The sequence below is a fragment of the Streptomyces sp. NPDC053367 genome (assembly GCF_044545925.1).
Classification (GTDB): Bacteria; Actinomycetota; Actinomycetes; order Streptomycetales; family Streptomycetaceae; genus Streptomyces.
This window is the reverse complement of record NZ_JBITYN010000004.1, coordinates 511,003-535,504: the sequence shown is the minus strand read 5'-3', so window position 1 is coordinate 535,504 and position 24,502 is coordinate 511,003. Positions and strand designations below refer to the sequence as shown.

Annotated in this window: 20 protein-coding genes; 11 read left to right on the top strand and 9 right to left on the bottom strand. The window is 74.2% G+C overall.

The annotated features are described in order from the left end of the window. The first annotated feature begins 11 nt into the window (after positions 1-11). Positions 12-521: a DinB family protein gene (locus tag ACIGXJ_RS15105; protein ID WP_399644730.1), complete on the top strand. Its 510-nt coding sequence runs from the start codon at positions 12-14 to the stop codon at positions 519-521. On the opposite strand, the gene ACIGXJ_RS15100 is transcribed toward ACIGXJ_RS15105, so the two are convergent. Both ACIGXJ_RS15100 and ACIGXJ_RS15095 read right to left on the bottom strand, forming a co-directional pair. Continuing rightward, positions 509-1,573, bottom strand: a complete 1,065-nt coding sequence (locus tag ACIGXJ_RS15100) for an adenosine deaminase (protein WP_399644728.1) — start codon at positions 1,571-1,573, stop codon at positions 509-511. The two genes, ACIGXJ_RS15105 and ACIGXJ_RS15100, sit on opposite strands and share 13 nt — an antisense overlap. Positions 1,574-1,629: 56 nt before the next feature. Continuing rightward, on the bottom strand, positions 1,630-2,031 hold the full coding sequence (locus tag ACIGXJ_RS15095; RefSeq protein WP_399644726.1) for a VOC family protein: 402 nt from the start codon (positions 2,029-2,031) through the stop codon (positions 1,630-1,632). Positions 2,032-2,566: 535 nt separating this feature from the next. Here ACIGXJ_RS15095 and ACIGXJ_RS15090 point away from each other — a divergent pair. Beyond that, positions 2,567-2,965, top strand: a complete 399-nt coding sequence (locus ACIGXJ_RS15090) for an ester cyclase (RefSeq protein WP_399644724.1) — start codon at positions 2,567-2,569, stop codon at positions 2,963-2,965. 156 nt (positions 2,966-3,121) lie between these two features. Further along, positions 3,122-4,108 (top strand): sphingomyelin phosphodiesterase, encoded by a 987-nt coding sequence (gene sph / locus ACIGXJ_RS15085; protein WP_399644722.1) that lies wholly within the window; start codon positions 3,122-3,124, stop codon positions 4,106-4,108. Here the strand turns inward: sph and ACIGXJ_RS15080 are convergent. The 3 genes from ACIGXJ_RS15080 to ACIGXJ_RS15070 all read right to left on the bottom strand — a co-directional run bounded on the left by ACIGXJ_RS15080 (position 4,081) and on the right by ACIGXJ_RS15070 (position 7,039). Beyond that, a complete protein-coding gene (locus ACIGXJ_RS15080; RefSeq protein WP_399644719.1) occupies positions 4,081-5,001 on the bottom strand; it encodes an aldo/keto reductase in 921 nt (306 codons plus the stop codon). The genes sph and ACIGXJ_RS15080 overlap by 28 nt on opposite strands. Before the next feature lie 297 nt (positions 5,002-5,298). After that, complete coding sequence (locus ACIGXJ_RS15075; protein WP_399644716.1) at positions 5,299-6,489, bottom strand: RNA polymerase sigma factor; 1,191 nt, start codon at positions 6,487-6,489, stop codon at positions 5,299-5,301. Positions 6,490-6,682: 193 nt separating this feature from the next. After that, entirely contained in the window at positions 6,683-7,039 is a 357-nt protein-coding gene (locus ACIGXJ_RS15070; RefSeq protein WP_399644867.1) for a YciI family protein, read from the bottom strand. 110 nt (positions 7,040-7,149) lie between these two features. On the opposite strand from ACIGXJ_RS15070, the gene ACIGXJ_RS15065 reads away from it, so the two are divergent. The 3 genes from ACIGXJ_RS15065 to ACIGXJ_RS15055 all read left to right on the top strand — a co-directional run bounded on the left by ACIGXJ_RS15065 (position 7,150) and on the right by ACIGXJ_RS15055 (position 11,420). Next, entirely contained in the window at positions 7,150-8,181 is a 1,032-nt protein-coding gene (locus ACIGXJ_RS15065) for an acyl-CoA dehydrogenase family protein (protein WP_399644713.1), read from the top strand. 294 nt (positions 8,182-8,475) lie between these two features. Then, positions 8,476-10,050, top strand: a complete 1,575-nt coding sequence (locus ACIGXJ_RS15060; RefSeq protein ID WP_399644710.1) for an SDR family oxidoreductase — start codon at positions 8,476-8,478, stop codon at positions 10,048-10,050. Then, positions 10,047-11,420, top strand: coding sequence for a cryptochrome/photolyase family protein (locus ACIGXJ_RS15055; RefSeq protein WP_399644708.1), 1,374 nt, complete (start codon positions 10,047-10,049; stop codon positions 11,418-11,420). Before ACIGXJ_RS15060 ends, ACIGXJ_RS15055 begins: the two co-directional genes overlap by 4 nt. A gap of 57 nt (positions 11,421-11,477) precedes the next feature. Here the strand turns inward: ACIGXJ_RS15055 and ACIGXJ_RS15050 are convergent, their stop codons facing one another. After that, a complete protein-coding gene (locus ACIGXJ_RS15050; protein ID WP_399644706.1) occupies positions 11,478-12,506 on the bottom strand; it encodes a MerR family transcriptional regulator in 1,029 nt (342 codons plus the stop codon). Between the two features lie 218 nt (positions 12,507-12,724). On the opposite strand from ACIGXJ_RS15050, the gene ACIGXJ_RS15045 reads away from it, so the two are divergent. Together ACIGXJ_RS15045 and ACIGXJ_RS15040 are read left to right on the top strand one after the other, a co-directional pair. Continuing rightward, positions 12,725-13,333 (top strand): sigma-70 family RNA polymerase sigma factor, encoded by a 609-nt coding sequence (locus tag ACIGXJ_RS15045; protein WP_399644704.1) that lies wholly within the window; start codon positions 12,725-12,727, stop codon positions 13,331-13,333. A 278-nt stretch (positions 13,334-13,611) separates the two neighbouring features. Then, positions 13,612-14,052: an SPW repeat protein gene (locus ACIGXJ_RS15040; protein ID WP_399644701.1), complete on the top strand. Its 441-nt coding sequence runs from the start codon at positions 13,612-13,614 to the stop codon at positions 14,050-14,052. 114 nt (positions 14,053-14,166) lie between these two features. Here ACIGXJ_RS15040 and ACIGXJ_RS15035 read toward each other — a convergent pair whose 3' ends face one another. Continuing rightward, positions 14,167-14,943 carry a GNAT family N-acetyltransferase gene (locus ACIGXJ_RS15035; protein WP_399644699.1) on the bottom strand — a complete coding sequence of 259 codons (777 nt, stop codon included), beginning with the start codon at positions 14,941-14,943 and terminating at the stop codon, positions 14,167-14,169. 449 nt (positions 14,944-15,392) lie between these two features. Between ACIGXJ_RS15035 and galE the strand changes: the two genes are divergently transcribed. The 3 genes from galE to ACIGXJ_RS15020 all read left to right on the top strand — a co-directional run bounded on the left by galE (position 15,393) and on the right by ACIGXJ_RS15020 (position 21,717). Then, positions 15,393-16,493, top strand: a complete 1,101-nt coding sequence (galE, locus tag ACIGXJ_RS15030) for a UDP-glucose 4-epimerase GalE (protein WP_399644697.1) — start codon at positions 15,393-15,395, stop codon at positions 16,491-16,493. Between the two features lie 163 nt (positions 16,494-16,656). Then, complete coding sequence (locus tag ACIGXJ_RS15025; protein WP_399644866.1) at positions 16,657-20,943, top strand: aminotransferase class I/II-fold pyridoxal phosphate-dependent enzyme; 4,287 nt, start codon at positions 16,657-16,659, stop codon at positions 20,941-20,943. A 12-nt stretch (positions 20,944-20,955) separates the two neighbouring features. Next, positions 20,956-21,717: a class I SAM-dependent methyltransferase gene (locus tag ACIGXJ_RS15020; RefSeq protein ID WP_399644695.1), complete on the top strand. Its 762-nt coding sequence runs from the start codon at positions 20,956-20,958 to the stop codon at positions 21,715-21,717. 36 nt (positions 21,718-21,753) lie between these two features. Here the strand turns inward: ACIGXJ_RS15020 and ACIGXJ_RS15015 are convergent, their stop codons facing one another. After that, positions 21,754-23,517 carry a glycoside hydrolase family 15 protein gene (locus tag ACIGXJ_RS15015; RefSeq protein ID WP_399644693.1) on the bottom strand — a complete coding sequence of 588 codons (1,764 nt, stop codon included), beginning with the start codon at positions 23,515-23,517 and terminating at the stop codon, positions 21,754-21,756. A 152-nt stretch (positions 23,518-23,669) separates the two neighbouring features. Next, positions 23,670-24,368 (bottom strand): chaplin, encoded by a 699-nt coding sequence (locus tag ACIGXJ_RS15010; RefSeq protein WP_399644691.1) that lies wholly within the window; start codon positions 24,366-24,368, stop codon positions 23,670-23,672. Positions 24,369-24,502 lie beyond the last annotated feature (134 nt).

Below are 24,502 nucleotides of genomic sequence, written 5' to 3'. Positions count from 1 at the left end.
ATGGTGGAGCCATGCATGCCAAGGACATCCTCATCGACGGATTCGGCCGCATCCGGGAAGAGGTCCACGCGGTGGTCGAGGACCTCGGCCCCGGCGAGCTGAACGCCCGCCCCGCCGACGGCGCCAACTCCATCGCCTGGCTCGTCTGGCACCTCACCCGCGTGCAGGACGACCACATCGCCGACGCCTTCGGACCGGACCAGGTGTGGCTCGCCCGGGACTGGGACAAGAAGTTCGGCCTCGGCCTGCCGGCCCGCGACACCGGGTACGGCCACAGCTCCGCCAAGGTCGCCAAGGTACGGGTCGACTCGGCGGAGCTGCTGACCGGCTACCACGACGCCGTGCACGCGCAGACGCTGGAGTGCCTGCGCACGCTGGCCGCCAAGGACCTGGAGCGGATCGTCGACGAGGACTGGGATCCGCCGGTCACGCTCGGCGTACGGCTGGTGAGCGTCCTGTCCGACGACCTGCAGCACGTCGGACAGGCCGCCTATGTGCGCGGGCTCCTTCAGAGCGCGTAGCCCGGCAGGACGACGTCCTCGATGAGGGCCTTGCGCTCGTCGAACGGGATGAACGCGCTCTTGACGGCGTTCACGGTGACCGTGCGCAGGTCCTCCAGGCCCCAGCCGGCCTGCTCGACCAGCAGGGACATCTCGCGGGTCATCGTCGTGCCCGACACCAGACGGTTGTCGGTGTTCAGGGTGACCCGGAAGCCGAGGTCCTTCAGCGCGGTGATCGGGTGCTCGGCGATGGAGGTGGCCGCGCCCGTCTGCAGGTTGGACGTGGGGCACATCTCCAGCGCGATACGGCGGTCGCGGACCCAGCCGGCCAGGCGGCCGAGCTTGCCGTCGACTATGTCGTCGGTGATGCGCACGCCGTGGCCGAGGCGCTGGGCGCCGCAGATCTGGAGAGCCTGGTGGATGCTGGACAGGCCGTCCGCCTCACCGGCGTGGATGGTGAAGGGCACGCTCTCGCGGCGCAGGTGCTCGAACGCGGCGAGGTGGTCGGCGGCCGGGAAGCCGGCCTCGGCACCGGCGATGTCGAAGCCGACGACACCCGCGTCACGGAAGGCCACGGCCAGATCGGCGGCCTCGCGGACGCGGTCGAACATCCGCATCCCGCACAGCAGGGTGCCGACCCGGACGGGCGTACCGGCCGCGGCGGCCTTCGCCATACCGGCGGCGAGGCCCTCCTGCACGGTCTCGACGACCTCGGCGAGGGCCAGCCCGCCGTTGGTGTTCAGCTCGGGGGCGTAGCGCACCTCGGCGTAGACGACGCCGTCCGCGGCCAGGTCCAGCACGTACTCCTCGGCGGTCCGCAGCAGGCCCTCGCGGGTCTGCATCACGGCGAGGGTGTGCTCGAACGTGGCGATGTAACGGACCAGGTCACCGGAGTTCGCGGCCTCGAAGTACCAGGCGGCCAGCTCGTCCGGGTCGGTCGTCGGCAGGGTGTGACCCACCTCGGCGGCGAGCTCGACGACCGTGGCGGGGCGCAGGCCGCCGTCGAGGTGGTCGTGCAGGACGGCCTTGGGGAGGCGGCGGATCACATCGGCGTCTACGCGCGTAGCAGTCATGGCAGGCTTTTCCTCGGAGCGGGGTGGTTCGGAAAGACGGAGAGGGTCCCGCCGGCTCAGCCGGCGGTCGCGGCGGGCTGGAGCAGGTCCCAGCGGTTGCCGTAGAGGTCCTGGAAGACGGCGACCGAGCCGTACGGCTCGTGCCGCGGCTCCTCCAGGAAGGTCACGCCGGCCGCCAGCATCCGGGCGTGGTCGCGAGCGAAGTCGTCGGTGTACAGGAAGAACCCGACCCGCCCACCGGTCTGGTTCCCGACCCGGGCCCGCTGCTCGTCGCCCTTCGCCCGCGCGAGGAGCAGTGCCGTGCCGGAGGTCCCCGCGTCGGGCTCCACGACGACCCATCGCGAGCCGTCGGGCCGGGGCGTGTCCTCGGCCAGCCGGAACCCGAGGGCCTCGGTGTAGAAGCGGGCGGCCTCGTCGTAGTCGTCGACGACGAGGGTGACCAGGGCGAGGCGCTTCATCGGAACCTTTCGGGGCGGTGGCCGCGAGACGGGCCGGGGGCCGGTTGACGCACGAGGTTATACGTAAAACGTAACGCATGCCAGTCCCGGCGACGGGTGGCCGTGACGGAGGTCGCGGGGGCCGGGGCGGAGGCGGGGGGCCGGGGCGGAGGCGGGGAGGAGAGGGGGGCGGACGGCCCCGGGTGCGGTTGCGGGTGCCGTGCCCGTGCGGGTGCCGGTGCGGGGCCGACGCCAGGGCGGGTACCGGTGCGGGGCCGATGCCAGAGCGGGTGCCGGTGCGGGTACGGGTGCCGTACGAGTGCCGGTGCGGGTGCGGGTACGGGTGCCGTGCGGGTGCCGGTGCGGGTACGGGTGGCGAACGGGTGCCGGTGCGGGTACGGGTGCCGTGTGGGTGCCTGGTGCCGGTGGGGTGAAGCGAGGCGGCGTCCGCGCGGCGACGGGGCCGCGGCGGGCCCCGCTCGGAGATGCCGCCCGCCAGAGAGCGGGTGCCGTCGGGAAGGACGGCGTCCACCGGCACCGACAAGGAGACGGCCACGTGTCCACAGAGACCGGCAAGGCGCCGGCACGCCGTTTCTACGACGAAGTGCTCAACGCTGGGCGCATCGAGATCGTCGACGAACTGGTCGCGACGGACTACCGGGAGCACGACCCGCTGCCCGGGCAGCGGGAAGGCCGCGAGGGCGTCAAGGACCGGGTGACCAGCTGGTGGAGGGCCCTAGACGACGTCATCGCCGAGGGGGACCGCGTCGTCGTCCGCTGGACCAACAGCGCGACCCACTCCGGCACGTTCCTGGGCATCTCTCCGACGGGACGGTCGTGCCGCTTCGCCGGGATCGCCATCTTCCGGCTGGAGGGCGGCATCCTCGCCGAGCACTGGCATGTCGTCGATCAGCTGTCGAAGCCCCAGCAGCTGGAACTGCTCCCGTCGCCCTGACGTCCAGGTGGCCCCGGGGGTCACAGCAGGGCGTGCTCCCCGAGGACTCCTCGTACTTCTCCCCGACACCCCTTCACTGCACGGTGGTTACCTGGGAGTAGCCCCGAGTGGTTTCATGTGCGGCGCCACTCACCCCCTACACGACAGGGAGATCCAGTGACGCACTCCGCACCGCGCCGCACCCGGGGCGCGGCCGTGCTCGCGTTCACGCTCGCCGCCGCCGGACTCGCCGGCGCGACGCCGACCGCGTCGGCCGCCGGGCAGGCGCCGCCACTGAGGGTTCTGACGTACAACGTCTTCCTCTTCAGCAAGAGCCTCTACCCCAACTGGGGCCAGGACCATCGCGCCTCGACGATCGCCAGGGCGCCCTTCGTCGCCGGCAACGACGTCGTGGTCTTCCAGGAGGCGTTCGACAACCCCTCGTCGGACGCGCTGAGAAGTGGCCTCGCCGGGCAGTACCCGTACCAGACCCCGGTGGTCGGCCGGAGCACCTCCGGCTGGGACGCGACGGGCGGGGCGTACTCCTCCACGACGCCGGAGGACGGCGGGGTCACGATCCTCAGCAAGTGGCCGGTCCTGCGCAAGGAGCAGTACGTCTTCAAGGACGCCTGCGGCGCGGACTGGTGGTCGAACAAGGGCTTCGCGTACGTCGTGCTGGACGTGAACGGCAGCCGGGTGCACGTCGTCGGCACGCACGCCCAGTCGACCGACCCCGGCTGCGACCCGGGTGAGGCGGCCGCCATGCGGAGCCGGCAGTTCAGGGCGATCGACGCGTTCCTGGACGCCAAGAACATCCCCACGGGCGAACAGGTGCTGGTGGCGGGCGACTTCAACGTCGACTCGCGCAGCCCCGAGTACGCCTCGATGCTCGCAGACGGCGGCCTGGTGGGTGCCGACGCGCGCACCGGGCACCCGTACTCCTTCGACACGCAGGACAACTCCATCGCCCGGGACCGCTACCCGAGCGACCCGCGCGAGGACCTCGACCACGTCCTGCACCGGGCCGGGCACGCCCGCCCTGCGGTCTGGAAGAACGACGTGGTCGAGGAGCAGAGCGCGCCCTGGACGGTGTCGAGTTGGGGCACGTCGTACACGTACACCAACCTCTCCGACCACTACCCGGTGACCGGCTCCGCGGGCTGAGCCCTTCGCACGGCGTCCAGCCGCTGCACCTCCTCGTCGGTGAGGTGCAGCGCGCCGGCCGCCACGTTCTGCGCCAGGTGGGCGGGGTCGCCGGTCCCCGGGATGGCGAGGACGTGCGGCCCCCGGGTGAGGGTCCAGGCCAGCCGGACCTGCGCCGGGCTCGCCCCGTGCGCGTCGGCGACCACGCGGACGGCCTCGTCGTGGGCGGTGGTCGCGCCCTGCGGGCCGGCCTCGCCCGCGATGGCGTAGAACGGCACGAAGGCGATGCCCTGCCGGCCGCAGATGCGCAGCAACTCCTCGGTGAGCGGGTCGGCGTGGTCCAGCGCGTACCGGTTCTGCACGCTCACCACCGGCGCGATGGCCTGGGCCTCGGCCAGGTGCCTCGGCTCGACGCCGGACAGGCCGAGGTGGCGGATCAGCCCGGCCTCGCGCAGTTCGGCCAGGGCGCCGAAGTGCTCGGCGACCGACTCCTGGCGCATCCGGCGCAGATAGACCAGGTCGAGATGGTCGCGGCCGAGCTGGCGCAGGTTCTCCTCGACATGGCCGCGCAGCTCCTCCGGGCGGGCCGAAGTCCCCCACTCCCCCGCGTAGTCGCGGAAGGGGCCGACCTTTGTCGCGATGAGCAGGTCGTCGGCGTACGGTGACAGCGCGCTGTTGATCAGCTCGTTCGCCGAGCGCAGCCGGGAGAAGTAGAACGCGGCCGTGTCGATGTGGTTCACGCCGAGCTCGACGGCCCTGCGCAGGACGGCGATCGCGCGGTCCCGTTCGCTCGGCACGCCGTGGTGGAAGGCGGCGCTGCCGGTCAGGCGCATCGCGCCGAGGCCGATGCGGCGGACGGTCAGGTCGCCGAGGGTCCAGGTGCCCGCGGCGTCCGCGGTGATCTCGGTGGTCATCGGCGGAGTCTCGCACGGACCCGGCCGGCAGCGCTGACCTGATCGCGGTTCGACCACGGGCACGTCACGAAAGACTTCCGGGCTGCCCTCGGGGCCACCGGCGCTTCTGACGTGGGGAGTTGTGAGGCGGCTTCTGCGCAGGGTGCTCGCGGTACGCGTGAGCGGGGCGGCGGTCGCCGGGTGTTTCGCCGCCCCGCAGCCGCCGGACTCCGGGAACGGCTGGTCGCTGCCCGACCGAGGTGTACCGGGTGCCGTCACCGGCGCGCCCCGGAACCGACGGCGCCCGGCTGGTCCGGCTCAGCCCGGCGTGAGGGTGCGCAACCGGCCTTCCAGGTAGGCCCGTCGGGCGGGGCTGTCGGTCAGCGCGACGGCTCGTTCGTAGGCGTGCGCCGCCTCCGTGTCGCGGCCGAGGCGCCGCAGGAGGTCGGCGCGGACCGCGTGGAAGACGTGGTAGCCGTCGAGGTCCAGGGCGTCGACGAGGTCGAGGGCCTGCCGCGGGCCCTCGGTCTCCGCCACGGCCACCGCCCGGTTCAGGGCGACGACCGGGCTGGGCGCGACGGCCGTCAGCTGGTCGTACAGGCGCAGGATCTGGTCCCAGTCGGTGTCCCGGAAGCTCGGTGCGTCGCTGTGCACGGCCTGGACGGCCGCCTGGATCTGGTACGGGCCTGGCCGGTTCCGGCGCAGACAGGCCCGGACCAGGTTCTGGCCCTCGGCGATCAGGTCACGGTCCCAGCGGGTCCTGTCCTGCTCGGGCAGGGGCACCAGCGTGCCGTGCGCGTCCTGGCGGGCGGCGGCGCGCGACTCGGCGAGCAGCATCAGCGCGAGCAGACCTGCGGCCTCCGGCTCGTCGGGCATCAGGCCGGCCAGCAGCCGGCCGAGCCGTACCGCCTCCGCGCGCAGGTCCGGGTCACCCTCGTAGCCCTGGTTGTAGATCAGGTAGACGACCGCGAGCACGGCGTCGAGGCGGTCGGGCAGGTCGGCCTCGCGGGGCACGCGGTAGGGGATGCCGGCGTTGCGGATCTTGGCCTTGGCGCGCACCAGGCGCTGGGCCATCGTCGCCTCGGGCACCAGGAAGGCGCGGGCGATCTGGGCGGTGGACAGCCCGCCGAGGAGCCGCAGGGTGAGAGCCACCCGGGCGGGCGCGGCGAGGGCGGGGTGGCAACAGGTGAACAGGAGCCGGAGCCGGTCGTCGCGCACGGGTCCCTCCTCGGGCGGTGCGTCCTCGGCGTACAACAGGGCCGCGCGGGCGTGGCGTTCCTCCCGGGTGGCCTCGCGGCGCAGCCGGTCGACGGCGCGGTTGCGGGCGGTGGTGATGATCCAGCCGGTCGGGCTGGGCGGCACGCCGGTCTGCGGCCAGCGCCGTACGGCCTCCGCGAAGGCGTCCTGGACCGCCTCCTCGGCGAGGTCGATGTCACCGAGCCGGCGGACCAGGACGGCGACCGCGCGGCCGTACTCGGCGCGGAAGACGCCCTCGACGTCGGCGCCCACCGCTCCTCCTCCGTACCCGCGACCGGTCACCGCTCCTCCTCCGTACCCGCGACCGGTCACCGCTCCTCCTCCGTACCCGCGACCGGTCACTGCCCCTCCTCCCTGCCCGCGACCGGTCACCGTTCCTCCTCCCTGCCCGCGGCCGCCTCCCCGCCGACAGGCGTCTCCCCCGGGTGAACGCCCTCCGCCTTCCTCACTCGTCGTCCGCCTCCCCCTGGAACGGCCGCACCTCGATCGGCAGGGTGGTGGCCAGGGCCAGCCTGCGTCCCCACTCCAGGGCCGCGTCCAGGTCGGGCGCCTTGATCAGGCTGATGCCGCCGAGCATCTCCTTGCCCTCGGCGTACGGCCCGTCGGTGATCAGTACGTCACCGTCGCGGGGCCGCAGCACGGTGGAGGACTCCGGGCCGTGCAGGCCGCCGGCGAAGACCCAGGCGCCCGCCTCGCGCAGCTCGCGGTTCAGGGCGTCGAGCCGCTCACCGATCTCGGCGAGCACCTCCGGCGCGGGCGGCTCGCCGACCGGCTGCATCACGTTGAGCAGGTAGTACTTCATCACGGCCTCCTCGGGCGTCGTGGCGTGTTCGTGGCGTGTTCTCACCTCCTACACGAACGGCAACCGCGTATTTCGACACCCCGCCCGCAGGCGACCGCGAGAATTCCCGTATGACCACCACGGCCCACCCCCTCGTCGCCCGTGCCCGCCGCATCGCCGAGGGCCTCCTCACGCCGCAGGCCGCCCTCGTCGACGAGGAGGGCGTCCCGGCGGGCCACATCGCCGCGATCAAGGAGTCCGGGCTGCTCGGGGTGACCGCGCCGAAGGCGTACGGCGGCTGGGGCGCGCCCGCGGCGGTGGCGCGGGAGACGGCGGAGATCCTGGCCGGGGCCTGCTGCTCCACATGGTTCGTGCAGACCCAGCACCACACCCCGGTGCAGCTGCTCGCGGCGAGCGAGGCACCGGTGCGGGAGCGGCTGCTTCGTCGCCTGGCGACGGGCGAGCTGATGGCGGGCATCGCCTACGCCCACGTCCGCGCCTTTCCGCGGCGGCCGGTGACCGCCGTACGGGAGGGTGACGTGTGGCGCTTCGACGGCACCGTGCCCTGGTACACGGGGTGGGGGCTGAACGATGTGCTGCTGCTGGCCGGTGCGACGGAGACGGGGGACGTGGTGTTCGCCTTCGCCGAGGCCCGTGAGCAGCCGGGGCTGCGACCGTCGGCTCCGCTGCGGCTGGCGGCGCTTTCGGCGGCCCGGACCGTGGCCCTGGACCTGGACGGTCTGCGGCTGCCCGCGGACGATGTCGTGCTGCGCACGCCGTACGAGCGGTTCGCGGTCCTGGACCGGGCCAAGGCCGCCCGCACGAACCCGGCCGTCCTCGGTGTGGCCGGTGCCGCGCTGGACCTCCTGGACGAGGAGACGGCCGGTCCGCTGCGTGCCCGGCTGGCCGAGGTGCGCCGCGAGGCGTACGAGCTGGCCGGCCATCCGGTCCCGGGCGAGCGGCTGGAGGAGAAGCTGGCCGTACGGACGCGGGCGCAGGAGCTGCTCCGGGCGGCCACCACGGCGGCCGTGGTGGCGGGCGGCGGCCGCGCGATACTGCGGGACAGCCGCGCCCAGCGGCTGGCGAGGGAAGCGCTTTTCCTGCTGGTGCAGGGGCAGACGGCGGACTCCAGGTCGGCGCATCTGCGCGCGCTCACCGGCTGAGGCGCGCCCGGGGCCGGTCCCGTTCGGCCGAGCACCGCATCCAGCGGCACGCCCCCGGGGGAAGCGGCCCGCCCCCGATCGGCACGCCCCCCGGGGGAAGCGGCCCGCCCCCGATCGGCACGCCCCCCGTCCAGCGGCACACCCCCCGGGAAAGGCCCCGATCCACCCAGCACCGCACCCCGCAACAGGCCCCCGGGGAAGCGGCCCGCCCCCGTTCGGCCCAGCACCGCATCCGGCGGCGTGTCCCTGGGGGAAGCAATGTACGGGGATCGTCGAGGGAAGGACCGAGGGCGCATGACGACGGACGACCATCGTGCCGGGGCGCCGCTGTGCCTGGTGACCGGCGCCACGGGCTACATCGGCGGCCGCCTGGTTCCGGAGCTGCTGGCCGCGGGCTACCGGGTACGGTGCCTGGCCCGCTCCCCGGAGCGGCTGCGCGACCATCCGTGGGCCGGCCGGGCCGAGGCGGTGCGCGGGGATGTGACGGACGCCGAGTCGGTCACCCGGGCGATGGAGGGGGTGGACGTCGCGTACTACCTGGTGCACGCGCTGGGCTCGGGCCGGGACTTCGAGGACACCGACCGGCGAGCCGCCCGGATCTTCGGCGAGGCCGCCCGCGCGGCCGGTGTGCGCCGCGTGGTCTACCTCGGCGGTCTGACCCCGGCCGGGGTGCCGGAGCGGGAGCTCTCCCCGCACCTGCGCTCACGGGCCGAGGTGGGGCGCATCCTGCTGGACTGCGGTGTGCCGACCACGGTGCTGCGGGCCGCGGTGGTCATCGGCTCCGGCTCGGTCTCCTTCGAGATGCTGCGCCACCTCACCGAACGGCTGCCGGTCATGGTCACCCCGAGCTGGGTGCACACCCGGATCCAGCCCGTCGCCGTCCGGGACGTGCTGCGCTGGCTCGTGGGCAGCGCCGGGATGCCGGCGGACGTCAGCCGGGCCTTCGACATCGGCGGCCCGGACGTCCTCACGTACCGCGAGATGATGATGCGCTACGCGGCGGTGGCGGGCCTGCCCAGACGGCTCGTCCTGCCGGTGCCGGTGCTCACGCCCGGCCTGTCCAGTCACTGGGTGGGGCTGGTCACGCCGGTGCCCGCCTCGATCGCCCGGCCGCTGACGGAGTCGCTGCGGCACGAGGTGGTCTGCCGCGAGCACGACATCGCCCGTTACGTCCCCGATCCGCCCGGCCACCCGATCGGCTTCGACGAGGCGGTCCGGCTCGCGCTCAGGCGTGTGCGCGACGCGCAGGTCGCCACCCGGTGGTCGTCGGCCTCGGTGCCGGGCGCGCCCAGCGACCCGCTGCCGACCGATCCGGACTGGGCCGGCGGCAGCCTGTACACGGACCTCCGGGAGCTGCCGGTCGACGCCTCGCGGGAGGCGCTGTGGCGGGTGATCGAGGGCATCGGCGGGGAGAACGGCTGGTACTCCTTCCCGCTGGCCTGGGCGGTACGCGGATGGCTGGACCGTCTCGTGGGCGGGGTCGGACTGCGTCGGGGCCGCCGGGACGCGGCCCGGCTGCGGGTCGGTGAGTCGCTGGACTTCTGGCGGGTGGAGGAGATCGAGCCGGGGCGTCTGCTGCGGCTGCGGGCGGAGATGCGGCTTCCGGGGCTGGCCTGGCTGGAGATGTGCGCCGAGACGGACGACGACGGCCGCACCCGTTACCGCCAGCGGGCCGTGTTCCATCCGCACGGGCTGTTGGGCCACCTCTACTGGTGGAGCGTCTCGCCGTTCCACGCCGTCGTGTTCGGCGGTATGGCCCGCAACATCGCCCGCACCGCGGGGGCAGGGGCGACCGGCCGCACCTCCGGGTCCCGGGCCCGGGTGCCGCGCCGGACGCTGTCGCGTCTGCTGCGGAGCTCGGCGCGGTGAACACCTCCGTCGTCCTGTTCACCGCCGACCTCCGGGTGAGCGACCACCCGCCGCTGCGGGCGGCCCTGCACGGCGGCCGCGCGGTGGTGCCGCTGTTCGTGCGGGACCCGGCGGTGGCAGGCGCCGGTTTCGCGGCAGCGAACCGGCTGACGTTCCTCGGCGACTGCCTGCGCGACCTCGACGCGAGCCTGCGCGCGCGGGGCGGCCGGCTCGTCGTGCGGTCCGGCGACCCGGTCGAGCAGGTGTGCCGGGTGGCCGCCGAGGCGGAGGCCGACGAGGTGCACATGGCGGCCGATGTCAGCGCCTACGCGCAGCGCCGGGAGCGGCGGCTGCGGCGGGCGCTGGAGGCCGAGGGCGTACGGCTGCACGTGCACGACACGGTGACCGGGGCCGTGGCTCCCGGCGCGCTGACCCCGGCGGCGTCGGACCACTTCGCGGTCTTCACGCCGTACTTCCGCCGCTGGTCGCAGCAGCGGCTGCGCGAGCCGCTCGGCGCGCCCGGGGCCGTGCGGGTGCCGGACGCGGTGCGGTCGGAGGACCCGGCCGCCCGCGAGGACGTCACGGGCGTGTCGCCGGGGCTGGCCCGGGGCGGCGAGACGGAGGGCCGCACCCGGTTCACGGCGTGGCTGCGCGGCGGCCTCGGCGCCTACCAGGACCGGCACGACGACCTGGCGGGCGACGCGACGTCCCGGCTGTCCCCGCATCTGCACTTCGGCACGCTGTCCGCTGTCGAACTCGTGCACAGGGCACGCGGGGCGGGCGGCGCGGGCGCCGAGGCGTTCGTACGGCAGCTGGCCTGGCGCGACTTCCACCGGCAGGTCCTCGCGGCACGGCCGGCCGCGGCCGGCGCCGACTACCGCTCCCGGCGTGACCGGTGGCGTCCGGAGCGGGAGGCCGGTGACGATTTCGAGGCGTGGCGCGAGGGCCGTACCGGCTACCCGGTCGTCGACGCGGCGATGCGGCAGCTGCGGCACGAGGGCTGGATGCACAACCGCGGCCGGCTGCTCACCGCGAGCTTCCTCACCAAGACGCTGTACGTGGACTGGCGGCTGGGCGCCCGGTACTTCCTGGAGCTGCTGGTCGACGGGGACGTCGCCAACAACCAGCTGAACTGGCAGTGGGTCGCGGGCACGGGCACCGACACCCGCCCCAACCGGGTCCTCAACCCCCTCGCCCAGGCACGGCGGTTCGATCCCGACGGAGCCTATGTACGGCACTGGGTGCCCGAGTTGGCGGCGGTCGCGGGGGCCGCGGTGCACGAGCCGTGGAAGCTGCCCGCCGGTGAGCGGGCCGCGCTGGACTACCCCGGCCCGATCGTCTCGCTGCCGGACGCGCTGGCCCGGTTCCGGCGGGCGCGCGGCCTGGACTGACCGCGGGCCCGGGTGCGGTCGGCCTCGGCACGGTCGGCCTCGGTGCGGTCCGTCCGGTCACGGCCGGTCCTGGTGCGGCCGGTCCGGGTACAGCGCGGCGAGCGCGTCCAGTGCGTCCCGCAACGACACCGGGCGCAGCGTTCCCTCCTGGGGGCGTCCCAGCCAGCCCGGGCCGGCCGTCAGCACACAGGGCCCGCGGCGCGCTCCCTTCATCCCCCAGCGGGCGTCGGCCAGATGCCGGGCCAGCGGCCGGTTCGCCGAGGACCGGCTCTGCGCCCACAGCACCACGGCGGCCGGGCCGAGCCTGCGCACGGCCGCGGTGAGCGCCTCCGCGGGCACGGCGGCGCCGAACATCCGCACCGGCAGGCCCAGTCGGCTCAGTCCGGCGTTGAGCGCCTCCAGCGGCAGCACATGCTGCTCACCGGGGACGCAGGCCAGCACCACCGGTCCCGCGGTGTGCGACGCGGTGTGCGGCACGGGCGGCCGGGTAGACCGCCGCAGCGTGCTCGACACGTGCCAGGACAGCAGGTGCTCCACCTCGACGTAACGGTCCCCCGACGACGCCCACTTGCGGCCCACCGCGTGCAGGGTCGGCACCATCACCTCCTGCCAGGCGACGACCAGCCCGTGCCGGTCGACCGCCGCGACCAGCTGTTCCTCCACGGAGGCCGCGTCGAGGCGTACGGCGGCACGCGCGAGGCCCCGGCACTCCTGCCGCACATCGCCCAGCGGCAGCGTGCCGGCCGCCCGTGACCGCGGTCGCCGCGCCGCCGTGCCGGCGTCCTCGGCCGGGATGCCCTCGCCGGACTCCCGCGCGGCCAGGGCCGCCTCGGCCGGCGGCACACCGGCGGACGTCAGTCGGCACATCTCCTCCAGCACCGCGACGTCCCGCGGGGTCCACCGCCGGTGCCGGCCGTCCGTCCGGGCGGCGGGCCCGATGCCGTACCTGCGGTCCCAGGACCGCAGGGTGGTGGGCGACACCCCCAGCCGACGCGCCAGCGCCCCGGTGGTGAGGGCCGGCCGGGCGCCCCCGGGATCCTGCCGGGGCGGGGCCGCGGCGGGCCCGTGAGCCGTGCTGTCGTCCATGCCTCCACGATACGACGCAGAATCGATGCGAGTTGAGCCGTGATCCGTACCACTCGGACGATGACGTCCATGTCCGGCCCGCTCCACGCGCCACCTCGGCCCACGCCCGGCCCCCGGCCGGTGCCGGTCCCGGTCCGCTCCAGACCCGCCGCCCGCACCGGGCCTCGCGCGCACGTCCGACCCCGTCCGTGTCCGCTCCGGCAGGAGGAGTCACCGTCATGACCGCGCACCCGGTTCTCTGCCCGTCCGGCCCCGAGGCAGTCCCCGAGGCCGACTGCGAGGTGTTCTCCGAGGCGGACCTGGCACGCGGGCTGGCGGCCGGGGACGAGGCCTGTCTGACCGTCGCGTACCGGCGCTGGTCGGGGCTGGTGCACACCCTGGCGTGGCGTGCGCTGGGCGACCGCGGGGAGGCCGAGGACGTCACCCAGCAGGTGTTCCTCGGCGTGTGGCGGGGCGGTTGCACCTACCGGCCCGAGCGCGGGCCCGTCGCCGGGTGGATCGTCGGCATCGCCCGTCACAAGATCGCCGACGCCCTGGCGGCGCGTGGCCGGCGTGGTGACCTCGTCGCCGCCGCGGGCGCCGGGCTCGGGCCCGCCGCGCCCGTCCGCGACCACCCGGAGGCGGCCCTGGACCGGCTGCTGGTGCGCGGGGAGCTGGCCAGGCTGCCCTCGGCCCAGCAGAAGGTGCTGCGGCTGACGTTCTTCGAGGACCTGACGCAGACCCAGATCGCGGAGCGCACCGGCTGGCCGCTGGGCACGGTCAAGAGCCACGCGCGTCGCGGGCTGCACCGGCTGTGCCGGGAGCTGCGGGAGGACTTCGGCGACTGAGGCCGAGACGGGTGCATCCGCGGGCGGACGGTGGGCGGAAGGGGTGTCGGTGGTGCGGTTCCCTCGGCACCGCCGGCAGGGCGCCCGGACCCTCGGCCTCCTGGCCGCCCCTGGGAAGAGTCGGCGCTCCCCGGGGGCCGGCCGCCCTGCCTCCCCCGCGGGCCGCGCGGCCGCCACCTCTACACATAAAGGACAAATAAGCGCAAAATGCAGGTACGCGGCGATCGTCCGCTACCGCACCGGACGCGGTCAGGCCTGCTAGTCAAAGGAGACGAGTCATGGCCGACGTCTCGCATACGAGAGGTGATATCACCACCCACCCCGACGCCCCCGAGATGCGGGAACGCTACGCCCGTATGCTCGGCGGCCGTGATGTGGCGCTCGTCGACGGACCGGTGTTCCTGCTCGGTCTGTACTGCGCCGTATCCCCCTGGATCGTCCACTACACCACCAGCCAGCCGGACCTGGTGCCGCACAACCTCGTCATCGGCATAGCGATCGGTCTGCTGGCGCTGGGCTTCACCCGGGCCCCGGAGCGTATGTACGGCCTGAGCTGGGCGATGTGCGCGCTGGGCGTGTGGATGATCGTCTCGCCGTGGATCGTCGGCGACAGCCCCGACGCGGGCGTGGTGCTGAACAACGTGATCGTCGGCGCCCTTGCGGTGATCCTCGGGCTGATGTGCGCCGGCACCGCCGCGAAGAGCGTCCCGGCGCCGTAGGGGGTTGCCTGGACAACGGTCGAGGGCCGGCCCGGCGCACCCCGCGGGCCGGCCCCCTCGTGCGCGCCTCTCTGCGCGGCTTCATGCGAGACGGAGGCCTCGTCGGTCCCGGGCTCAGGGCGTGCGGACGTACGGCGTGGTCGTCGTCAGGGGTGCGAAGCCGAGGCGTTCGAGGACGGGGCGGCTCTGGTCGGAGGCGTCGACCTGGAGGTACCGGTACCCGCGGGACAGCGCGGCGCGGGCGCGGTGGGCGACCAGGCTGCGGTAGATGCCCCGGCCGCGCCATGCGGGAAGCGTGCCGCCGCCCCACAGCCCGGCGAAGCCGGTGCCGGGCACGAGTTCCATGCGGGCCGCACTCACCGGCTCGTCCCCGGCCAGCGCGAGCACGGCGAGGAGCGTGTCCGGGGTGGCGGCCAGTTGCGCGAGCATGCGGTGGCGCAGCCGGGAGGCATCCGTGCCGAAGACCTCCTCGTGCACCCCGGCCACAAGGTCGACGCCCCGCGCGTCGGTGACGGGCACGACCCGGACACCGTCGGGTTCCCGGGCGGTGAGGTCGAGTCCGGCGGCCTCGCCGATCATCAGGGTCTCCTCGGCCTCGGCGGTGAACCCCGCCGCGAGGAGCCTGTCGCCCAGGTCGTCCGGCCGGTCGTGGCCGTACGCCTTCCACTCGAACTCGAGGCCCAACGCGCCGAAGTGAGCCACCTGTTCGGCGATCGCCGCGTCGGCGTCGGACGCGTCGAGGCGGGACCAGAGGACGCCGTTCCAGTCGAGCGGCCCGGCCACCTGGCGCACCACCCGCCCGGCCCGTTCGATCCGCGCGCCGGGTCCGTCGGGGCGCGCGTGTTCGCGCATCTCGCGGTCGTAGAGGGCGAGTGCGTGTGCGTGATCCATGCGCGACACTGCAGCATCCGCCGTCACACGCCGCAACAGATTTCGGCCGTGCCGCGGCCGGTGACGTCCCTGCTCCGGCGTCGACCGGGAACGGGCACCGCCCCGCCTTGACGTGGGCCCGCAACACGCGCAAAGTCGTACATGTACGACGTAAACGTACCCCGTCAGCGTACAGCGCACCCGCAGGAGCGTCCCATGGCGCGTACCGAGCCACGCGGCGTCCGGGCCCCCGCTCGCCGGGAGACCGCCGGGGGTGCGCCCGCGCTGCCGCCCGTATCCGGCCTCCTCCCCGCCCCGGGCAAGCACCGGTCCCGCCCCGGCCTGGCGACCCCTGCGCCGCCGTCCGCGTCCGTCACGACCGGCCCACTCCCGGGGCACACCGCGGGCGCCTCGCGAACAGCCCCGGGGCGGCTGCCCCGCGATGCGCCCGCGCAGGGCCGGTGACCGCCGTGGTCACCAGGACGTCGTACGACAGGCCCGGGGCGGCGGACGCGCCGTCCGCACCCTCGACGGTGCTCGTCACCGGCGGTGCCGGGTTCATCGGCAGCCACGCCTGCGTCGAACTGCTCGACCACGGATACGAGGTGATCGTGGTCGACGACTACTCCAACAGCACCCCCCAGGTCCTGACCCGGGTGGAACGGATCGCCGGCCGCTTCGTCGGCGCGGTCTACGAACTGGACATCCGTGATCGGCGCTCCCTGTCGGCCGTCTTCGACCGCCACTCCGTGGACGCCGTCGTGCACTTCGCCGCGCACAAGGCCGTGGGCGAGTCGACACGGATGCCCGTGCGCTACTACGACAACAACGTCGGCGGCACCACGTCCCTGCTGTCCGCCATGCACGAGCACCAGGTCCGCCGGCTGGTGTTCTCGTCCTCGTGCGCGGTCTACGGCGACGCGGGCGGCGGCCCGCTCGACGAGTCGACGCCCGCCCGCCCCGCCAGCCCCTACGCTTCCTCGAAGGCGCTGTGCGAGCAGATCCTGAGCGACGTGTGCCGGCACCGGCCCGAGTTCGTCGTGCTGTGCCTGCGCTACTTCAACCCCGTCGGCGCCCACCCCAGCGGGCTGCTCGGCGAGGACCCGCCCGGCACACCCGACAACCTCATGCCCTACGTCGCCCAGGTCGCGGTGGGCCGGCGCAAGCGGCTGCCGGTGTTCGGCGGTGACTACCCGACTCCGGACGGCACCGCGGTCCGGGACTACCTGCACGTCATGGACACCGTGGAGGCCCACCGGGTGGCCCTGGACCATCTCGCCGACGCGCCCGGCATGCGCGTGTTCAACCTCGGCACCGGCACCGGCAGCTCGGTGCTGGACCTGGTCGCCGCGTTCCGCTCGGTGAGCGGCCGCGCGATCCCCTTCGAGATCGTCGAGCGACGGCCCGGCGACGTGCCCGAGCTGATCGCGGACGCGAGCGCGGTGGCCCGGGCCTGGGGCTGGCGACCGACCCGGGACCTGTCCGCGATGTGCCGCGACGCCTGGCACTTCCAGCAGCTCAACCCGCACGGCTACGCCGGCTCGGCCCGGCGCTTCGGCAAGGAGGAATGACGGCCACGCCCCCGGCCCCCTCCGTGGCGGCGGGCCCCAGCTCCGTACGAGATGCAGGCGCGGAGCGGCGATGCCTACCATCGAAACCCGTCCGGACCAGGCAGACGGCCCGGCGCCCTCCCCGGTGAGGAGGAGACCGCCTTTGCTGCCGCCCCAGCGGCTCATGGCCGCGCATCTGACGCTGGTCGGCGCCGTCACGGCCGTGTATCTCACCGTGCCCTCCACCCGGGCGCCGCTGTGGGCCGTGATCGGCCTTGCCGGGGTGGCGGCCGTGCTCATCGGCACCCGTGTCAACCGGCCCGCCCACGCCTGGCCCTGGTGGGTGCTGGCCGCGGGGCTGCTGATCTTCGTCACCGGAGACACGTACTACAACGTGCTGGAGGCGTACTTCGACGCCTCCAACCCGTTCCCCTCTCCCGCCGACGCCTGCTACCTGGTGACCTATCCGCTCTTCGCGACCGGCCTGGCCGGTCTGGTCCGCTACCGCTGGTCCGGGCACGACCTGCCCAGCCTGCTCGACGCGCTGATCGTCACCGCCGGCCTGGCCCTGCCGGTGTGGGTGTACCTGGTGCAGCCGCAGTCGGAGGTCGAGGGCCTGACCTGGCAGCAGCGGGCGATCAGTGTCGCCTACCCGCTCGGTGACGTGCTGGTGCTCGCGCTGCTGACCCAGCTGCTGATCCGCGGCCCACGCAGCGCGCCCAACCGCTCGGTCCAGCTGCTCGCCCTCGGCACCGCCACCCTCCTCGGCTTCGACATCGCGTACGGCATCCTGCAGCTGAACTCGATGTGGCAGGTGGGCACACTGCTGGACGCCGGGTGGATCGTCTTCTACACCGCCTGGGGCCTGGCCGCGCTGCACCCCTCCATGGCCGAGCTGACCGCTCCCGAGCCGCGCCGCGAGTCGCTGCTGCCGCTGCCGCGCCGGCTGGTGCTGCTCGCCCTGGCCACCCTGATCGCGCCGGCCCTGCTGCTGCTCGAGGGGCTGACGGACCGGCCCCGGCACGCGTCCGTCATCGCCGCGTTCTCCGGCATCCTGTTCCTGCTGGTCATCCTGCGGCTCGCCGGGATGGTCGTGGCCCACCGCAGGGCCATCGCCCGTGAGCACGCGCTGCGCGGGGCGGCCGCCTCCCTGGTCTCCGCGGTCCGGCCGGCGGAGGTGGCCCGCACCTGCGAGGCGGCGGTGGACACGCTGCTGGGCCCCGCGGTGCGCCATCGCGCGCTGCTGCTGTCGGCGCAGCGCGCCGAGGAGCTGGGGCTGCGCGCCCCTCGCCTGCTGCGGCCGGACGGGCTCGGACCGCAGCTCGCCGAGGAGCTGGCCGGCCTGGAGGCCGCGCTGGTGTGCCCGCTGACCCCGCGCGAGCAGGTCGCCGACCAGGCGCACGGGTTGCTGCTGGTCGCGGGCCCGGCCCGGCGGCTGGGCGAGACCCGGCGGTCCCTGGAGATCCTCGCCTCGCACGCCGGGCTGGCCCTGGAGCGGGTCCAGCTGCGCCAGGAGGTGGTCCGCCAGGAGAGCGAGGCCTACTTCCGCACCCTGGTGCGCAACGCCTCCGACGTCATCCTGATCCTGGAGGACGACGACCGGATCCGGTACGCCAGCCCGTCGGCGGAGTCCGTGTTCGGCACCGCGGACCTGCAGGGCCGGGTCCTGCCCGACCTGCTGGACCCGCGCGACCGGGCCCGCGCGGCCCGGCGGCTGACGGCCGTACGGGAGAGCGGGCCGCGCGACGACCACGACCACTGGTGGGTGCAGCGCGGGGAGGGCCGCGTCGAGGTGGAGGTGCGGTGCAGCGACTTCCGCGACGAGAGCACCGTGGGCGGCCTGGTGATCACGCTGCGGGACGTCACCGAGCAGCGCCGTCTGGAGCACGAGCTGACCCAGCGTGCCTTCCACGACTCGCTGACCGGTCTGCCGAACCGGACACTGCTGATGGAACGCATCGAGCGCGCCCTGCTGCGCTCGCGCCGCGAGTCGACGCTGACCTGTCTGCTCTTCATCGACCTGGACGACTTCAAACTGGTCAACGACACGATGGGGCACTCCGCGGGCGACCAGCTGCTGATCGCGGTGGCGGGCCGGCTGAGCCGCACCCTGCGGCGTACGGACACCGCGGCGCGGCTCGGCGGGGACGAGTTCGCGGTACTGATGGAGGACGCCCGCCGGCCACTGGACGCCGAGCTGCTGGCCGCGCAGGTCGTACAGACGCTCAGCCGCCCCTTCGACCTCGCCGACGAGAAGGTGACCGTGTCGGCCAGCATCGGTGTGGCCACGGCCCGCGACAGCACCGGCGCGGAGGAGCTCCTCAGCCACGCCGACCTCGCGCTGTACGCGGCGAAAGCGGCCGGCAAGCGGCAGTGGCGGCGCTTCCAGCCGATGCTGCACACGCGCATGGTCGAGCGGCACGACCTGCAGAGCAGGCTCGCCCGGGCCGTCGCAGGGCGGGAGTTCACCCTGCGCTACCAGCCGGTGGTGGACATCACCGCCGGTGAGGTGGTCGGCTTCGAGGCGCTGGTGCGCTGGCCCTACCCCGCGCACCGGCCGGTGGCGCCGGAGCACTTCATCACCCTGGCCGAGGAGACCGGGGACATCGCGGTGCTGGGCTCGTGGGTGCTGCGCAACGCCGTCCACGACATCGCCGGGCTGCAGCGGCTGTCCGGCCCGGCCGTCCCGCCGTACGTCAGCGTGAACGTCTCCGCGCGGCAGTTCCGCGACAGCGGCTTCCTCGACCAGGTGGCGCAGGCGCTGCGCACCCCGGGGCTCGCGCCGGGCTCGTTGCAGCTGGAGCTGACCGAGACGGTGCTGCTGCGCCGGGACGCGCAGATCCAGTCGGTGCTGGGCTCGCTGAAGGAGCTGGGGGTGCACATCGCGGTCGACGACTTCGGCACCGGCTTCTCCTCGCTGCGCTATCTGCGGGACTTCCCCATCGACGTCCTGAAGATCGACAAGTCGTTCATCGACGACCTCGCCCGCGACGCGCAGCAGGTGGCTCTGGTGGAGGGCATCGTGCGGATCGCCGACACCCTCGGGCTGCAGGTGATCGCCGAGGGGATCGAGGACGCGGAGCAGCGGGACCTGCTGGCGAACATGGGCTGCCGGTTCGGGCAGGGCTATCTGTTCGCCCGGCCGATGACGGTGGAGCAGAGCGAACGGGTCCTGCGCAGCGGCAACGGCACCCGTCTCGCCCCGCCCGCCCCGGTCGGGTCCGGGCCGATCCCCGAGCCGGTGCCCGATTCCGCGCCCGGGGTCCGCTGGGCCGGGCTCGAACATCTGCGGCGCACCAGCCCGATGAGCGACGCGGTCCTGGACGAGGTGCGCGGGCGCCACATCCGCAGCGGCGACCGCTGGCTGATCGACTACGCCTCCTGCAACTACCTCGGCTTCGACTGGGAGCCGGAGGTCATCGCCGCGGTCGAGCCCGCGGTGCGCCGCTGGGGCACCCATCCGAGCTGGTCGCGCCTGCTGGGCAGCCCGCGTCTGTACCCGCAGATCGAGGAGCGGCTGACCGGGCTGCTGGGCGCCGAGGACACGCTGCTGCTGCCGACGATCACGCTCATCCACTCCTCCGTCATCCCGGTCCTCGCCGGACAGGGCAGCGTGTTCGTGGAGGCGACCGCGCACAGGACCATCTACGACGGCTGTGTCGCGGCCCGCTCCCAGGGCGCCTCGCTGCGCCGCTTCCGCGCCGACCGTGTCGACGAGCTGGACGCACTGCTGGCGTCCGCGCCGCCGGGCCCGCCCCGGCTGGTGTGCCTGGACGGCGTCAACAGCATGAGCGGCAACATCCCCGACCTGCCGGCCCTCGCCGGCGTGTGCCGCTCACGGGGCGCCACGCTGTACGTCGACGACGCGCACGGCTTCGGCGTCATCGGCGAGCGCGGCCCGGGCGAGCTGTGCCCGTACGGCTCGCGCGGCAACAGCGTGGTGCGGCACACCGGGGAGTCGTACGAGGGGATCGTGCTGGTCGGCGGCTTCTCCAAGGCGTACTCGTCGCTGCTGGCGTTCCTGGCGCTGCCGACCGCGCTCAAGAACCGGCTGAAGACGGCGGCCGGGCCGTACCTGTACTCGGGCCCCTCCCCGACGGCGTCGCTGGCGACCACGCTCGCCGGGCTGGACGTCAACGAGCGACGCGGCGACGTGATCCGGGCCGACCTGTACCGCAAGACCGTACGGGTGCTGGAGCATCTGGACGGGCTCGGCGTGGCCACGCTCAACCGCGACCGGCTGCCGATCATGGAGGTGCCGCTGGCCCGCGCGGAGGACCTCGACGCGGTCGGCGCGTTCCTGTGGCGGTCCGGCATCTATGTGACGCTGGCCGCGTATCCGCTGGTGCCGCGGGACCGGGTGGGGTTCCGCGTCCAGATCACCGCCCTGAACTCGGACGCCGACATCGAGCGGCTCAACGCCACGCTGACCGGGCTGGCGGAGCGCTTCCCGCTGCGCACCAGGAGCTGAGAGGGCAGCGCCATGACGACACACGGGATGCCGGGGGCCCGCACCACGCACAACGACGACGTCGACTGGGACAGCTGGCCGGTGGCGGACTACCTCGCCGAGAACTACCGGGACCTGCACCCCTCGGACGCCGCGGTCATCGCCCACCACTCGGCCTTCTACCGCGGCCTGCCGCGCGGAAGCGTGGACCGCGCGGTGGAGTTCGGGGCGGGCCCGAACCTGTATCCGCTGATCCTCGCGTCGGGCGCGTGCCGGCGGATCGAGGCGGTCGAGACGGGCGCGAGCAACGTGGCCTATCTGGAGCGGCAGATCCTGTGCGCGCCGGACGCGAGCTGGCAGCCGTTCCACGCGCTGTGCCGGGAGTTGAACCCGGACGTGCCGGCGACGCTCGCGGCCGCGCTGGCGGGGGTGAGCGTGGTCCACACCGACGTACGGGATCTGGAGCCGGGCGCCTACGGGCTGGCGTCGATGCACTTCGTGGCGGAGGGCGCGACCGAGGACTTCGCCGAGTTCGCGGAGTTCTGCGGGCTGTTCGTGCGGTGCGTGGCGCCCGGCGGGTATCTGGTGGCCGCGTTCATGGAGAACATGCCCACCTACCGCATCGGGCCCGCCTCGCGCTGGCCGGGCTGTCCGGTCGGCCCGGACACGGTGACCGAGGTGTTCGCTCCGCTGACCGACGAGCTGTCGGTGACCCGGATCGACGCGGACCCGACGCTGCCGGACTACGGCGACACCGGCATGGTGCTGCTCACCGCGACGGCGGCCGGCGCCTGAGGGGCGTCCCGCAGGGCGCGCCGCGCCTCCGCGGGCTCAGGCGTCCCGCAGCGCGAACGCGGTGCCGATCAGCGCGACATGGCTGAAGGCCAGCGGGGCGTTGCCGAGCTGGCGCCGGGCCGCGGGGTCCCACTGCGCGGCGAGCAGACCGACGTCGTTGCGGATGGCGAGGACCCGCTCGAAGGCGGCTCGGGCGCGGCCGGTCTCGCCGAGCGCGGCGAGGGCGTCGGCGTACCACAGCGAGCAGGCCACCGATGTGCCCTCCCGGTCGTCGTCGGGGGTGTAGCGGCGCAGGAAGCCGTCCTGCTCCAGGGCGGCCAGGGCGTGCACGGTGTCCCTCATCCGGGGGTCGGCCGCGGGCAGGAAGCCCAGCGCGGGCAGCAGCAGGGCCGAGGCGTCGAGGCGTTCGCTGCCGTATGCCTGGACGAAGGAGCGCAGGCCGTCGTGCCAGCCCCGGCGGCAGACCTGGGCGCGCACCTGGTCGCGCATGACCCGCCAGCCGTCCGGCACGTCGGCGCCGAGCAGCGCCCCGAGGGTGAGGGCGCGGTCGGCGGCGACCCAGGCCATGACCTTGGAGTGGACGAACTGCCGGGCCGGGCCGCGGGTCTGCCACAGGCCCTGGTCGGGTTCCTGCCAGTGCGTGCGGAGGTGGCCCATCAGGGACTTGACCAGGCTCCACACGTGCGGGGGCACGTCGATGCCGGCGCGCAGCGAGAGGCAGAGCGTGGCCATGATCTCGCCGATCTCGCCCTGCACGCCGAGGGGGTGGCCCGTCGCGGCGGTGCCGAACCGTACCGGTGTCGAGCCCTCGTACCCGGACAGCCAGGTCGCCTCGGTCTCGGGCAGCAGGCGCTGGCCCCCGACGCCGTAGACGGTCTGCAGCCGGGCGGGGTCGCCGGCGACGGCGCGCACCAGCCAGCCGAGCCAGGCGGTGGCCTCCTCGTGGTAGCCGCTGCGCAGCAGGCAGGACAGGGTGAAGGCGGAGTCGCGCAGCCAGCAGAAGCGGCTGTCCCAGTTGCGTTCGCCGCCGATGCGCTCGGGCAGTGAGGTGGTGGGCGCGGCGACGATCCCGCCGGTGGGGGCGTAGGTGAGGGCCTTGAGGGTGATCAGCGAGCGTACGACGGCGTCCCGCCAGGGCCCCTGGTAGCGGCACTGGGCGGTCCAGTGCCGCCAGAAGTCGCCGGTCTCCTTCAGCGCGGTGTCGGCGGGCACGCACAGCACACCGGGCGCGTTCGTGCGGTGCGAGGGCGTCCAGGCGAGGGTGAGGGCGAGGCGGCGGCCCGCGCCGACGGTGAAGTCGGTGACGGTGGTGCCGTCCTCGGCGAGGTCGGCGGCGGGTCCGTCGGAGCCGAGCCACACGGCGTCGGGTCCGGCGACCGCGACCCGGCAGCGCTCGGCGGCGCCGCGGGTCCAGGGCACGACCCGGCCCTGGTGGAAGCGCAGGCGCAGTTCGCTGCGCACGGTCACCGCGCCGGTGAGGCCCTCGACGATCCGTACGAGGCAGGGGAACTGGGCGCGCGGCGGCATGAGGTCGGTGACCCGCACGCTGCCGGAGGCGGTCTCCCACTCGGTGTCGAGGACGAGCGTGTCGCGCCGGTAGGCCCGGCGGGTGCAGGGGCCCGCGGCGCCGCGCGGGGCGATGCGCCAGAAGCCGTTGTCGGCGGTGCCGAGGAGTGCCGCGAGACAGGCCGGGGAGTCGAACCGCGGCAGGCACAGCCAATCGACCGACCCGTCCCTGCCGAGCATCGCGGCGGTCTCCAGGTCGCTGAGGAGGGCGTAGTCCTCGATGAGGCTGCTCATGATCGAAGGCTCGCGCCGTCCCGCACTTCGCCGTGTTTCCAGCGTACGCCGGCGGGTCGGGCCGCGCCCGGTGTGCGGGCGCCTCGTGCGGAGCCCCACCGGGCGGGGGCCGGTGGGGCTGTCCAGGGTCGTCCGGGGTCGGCCGAGGGCGCTCAGTCGGTCGGCCGGCGGCGGAATCCGCGGTGCAGGGCGAGGCCGCCGAGGAGGAGGGCGGCGCTGCCGGCCGCGGCGGGCAGGACGGCGTCCGTGCCGGTGTGGGCGAGCGCGGCGTGCACGGGCGGGGCCGTCTCCCCGGCGAGCGGCGGGGTGCCGGGCTCGGCCTCGGGCGGGACGTTGCGCGGGCCGGGCTTCGTCGGTGCCTCGGGCTCGACGGGGTTCTTCGGCGGCAGCGGGTGCTGCGGCTGCTCGGGTTCCTCGCCGGGGATGTTGCCGGAGTGGTTGCCGAGGACCGGGTTGCCGATGCCGACCACGTTCACGGAGTTGCCGCTGACGTTGACGGGCAGGTCGACCGGCAGCTGGACGCCGTTGCCGGAGATCACCCCGGGTGAGCCCTCGGTGACGCCACTGGCGTCGGCGCCGGGCGGCGGGCCGGCCGGGTTGCTCTCCTCTGACTCGTTCACGCAGCTGTTGCCCGCGGCCGGGTTGAGCAGTCCCACCACGTTCACGGTGTTCCCGCACAGGTTGACCGGGACGTGCACCGGCAGCTGGACGCTGTTGCCGGAGACCGCCCCCGGCGATCCGGCCGCGGTCCCGTCGGCCGTGGAGTCGGCGTGCGCGGCGCCCGCGGCGGCCATCGCGCCGGAGGCTGCCGCGACGACGGCCATCACACCGTTTCGGGTCACCCGTCTCATAGGTTCCCTGCCTTCCAGACATGGATACGGGCACTCGCCCGCACCCGATAGAACGCGGGCGAACCGTCGGAGTTATGGCCGAACCACCTTTCACCCCATCGGGTGCCGGGTTCGTCGAACGTGCGGTGAAGCCG

What these genes read in the sequence shown, in the direction of transcription:
- ACIGXJ_RS15010 (WP_399644691.1), bottom strand. Translation starts at nt 24,368, where the DNA reads ATGAGACGGGTGACCCGAAACGGTGTGATGGCCGTCGTCGCGGCAGCC.
- ACIGXJ_RS15040 (WP_399644701.1), top strand. Translation starts at nt 13,612, where the DNA reads ATGGCCGACGTCTCGCATACGAGAGGTGATATCACCACCCACCCCGAC.
- ACIGXJ_RS15015 (WP_399644693.1), bottom strand. Translation starts at nt 23,517, where the DNA reads ATGAGCAGCCTCATCGAGGACTACGCCCTCCTCAGCGACCTGGAGACC.
- ACIGXJ_RS15035 (WP_399644699.1), bottom strand. Translation starts at nt 14,943, where the DNA reads ATGGATCACGCACACGCACTCGCCCTCTACGACCGCGAGATGCGCGAA.
- ACIGXJ_RS15070 (WP_399644867.1), bottom strand. Translation starts at nt 7,039, where the DNA reads ATGAAGTACTACCTGCTCAACGTGATGCAGCCGGTCGGCGAGCCGCCC.
- ACIGXJ_RS15080 (WP_399644719.1), bottom strand. Translation starts at nt 5,001, where the DNA reads ATGACCACCGAGATCACCGCGGACGCCGCGGGCACCTGGACCCTCGGC.
- ACIGXJ_RS15100 (WP_399644728.1), bottom strand. Translation starts at nt 1,573, where the DNA reads ATGACTGCTACGCGCGTAGACGCCGATGTGATCCGCCGCCTCCCCAAG.
- ACIGXJ_RS15095 (WP_399644726.1), bottom strand. Translation starts at nt 2,031, where the DNA reads ATGAAGCGCCTCGCCCTGGTCACCCTCGTCGTCGACGACTACGACGAG.
- ACIGXJ_RS15045 (WP_399644704.1), top strand. Translation starts at nt 12,725, where the DNA reads ATGACCGCGCACCCGGTTCTCTGCCCGTCCGGCCCCGAGGCAGTCCCC.
- ACIGXJ_RS15065 (WP_399644713.1), top strand. Translation starts at nt 7,150, where the DNA reads ATGACCACCACGGCCCACCCCCTCGTCGCCCGTGCCCGCCGCATCGCC.
- ACIGXJ_RS15105 (WP_399644730.1), top strand. Translation starts at nt 12, where the DNA reads ATGCATGCCAAGGACATCCTCATCGACGGATTCGGCCGCATCCGGGAA.
- ACIGXJ_RS15050 (WP_399644706.1), bottom strand. Translation starts at nt 12,506, where the DNA reads ATGGACGACAGCACGGCTCACGGGCCCGCCGCGGCCCCGCCCCGGCAG.
- ACIGXJ_RS15060 (WP_399644710.1), top strand. Translation starts at nt 8,476, where the DNA reads ATGACGACGGACGACCATCGTGCCGGGGCGCCGCTGTGCCTGGTGACC.
- ACIGXJ_RS15025 (WP_399644866.1), top strand. Translation starts at nt 16,657, where the DNA reads ATGGCCGCGCATCTGACGCTGGTCGGCGCCGTCACGGCCGTGTATCTC.
- ACIGXJ_RS15020 (WP_399644695.1), top strand. Translation starts at nt 20,956, where the DNA reads ATGACGACACACGGGATGCCGGGGGCCCGCACCACGCACAACGACGAC.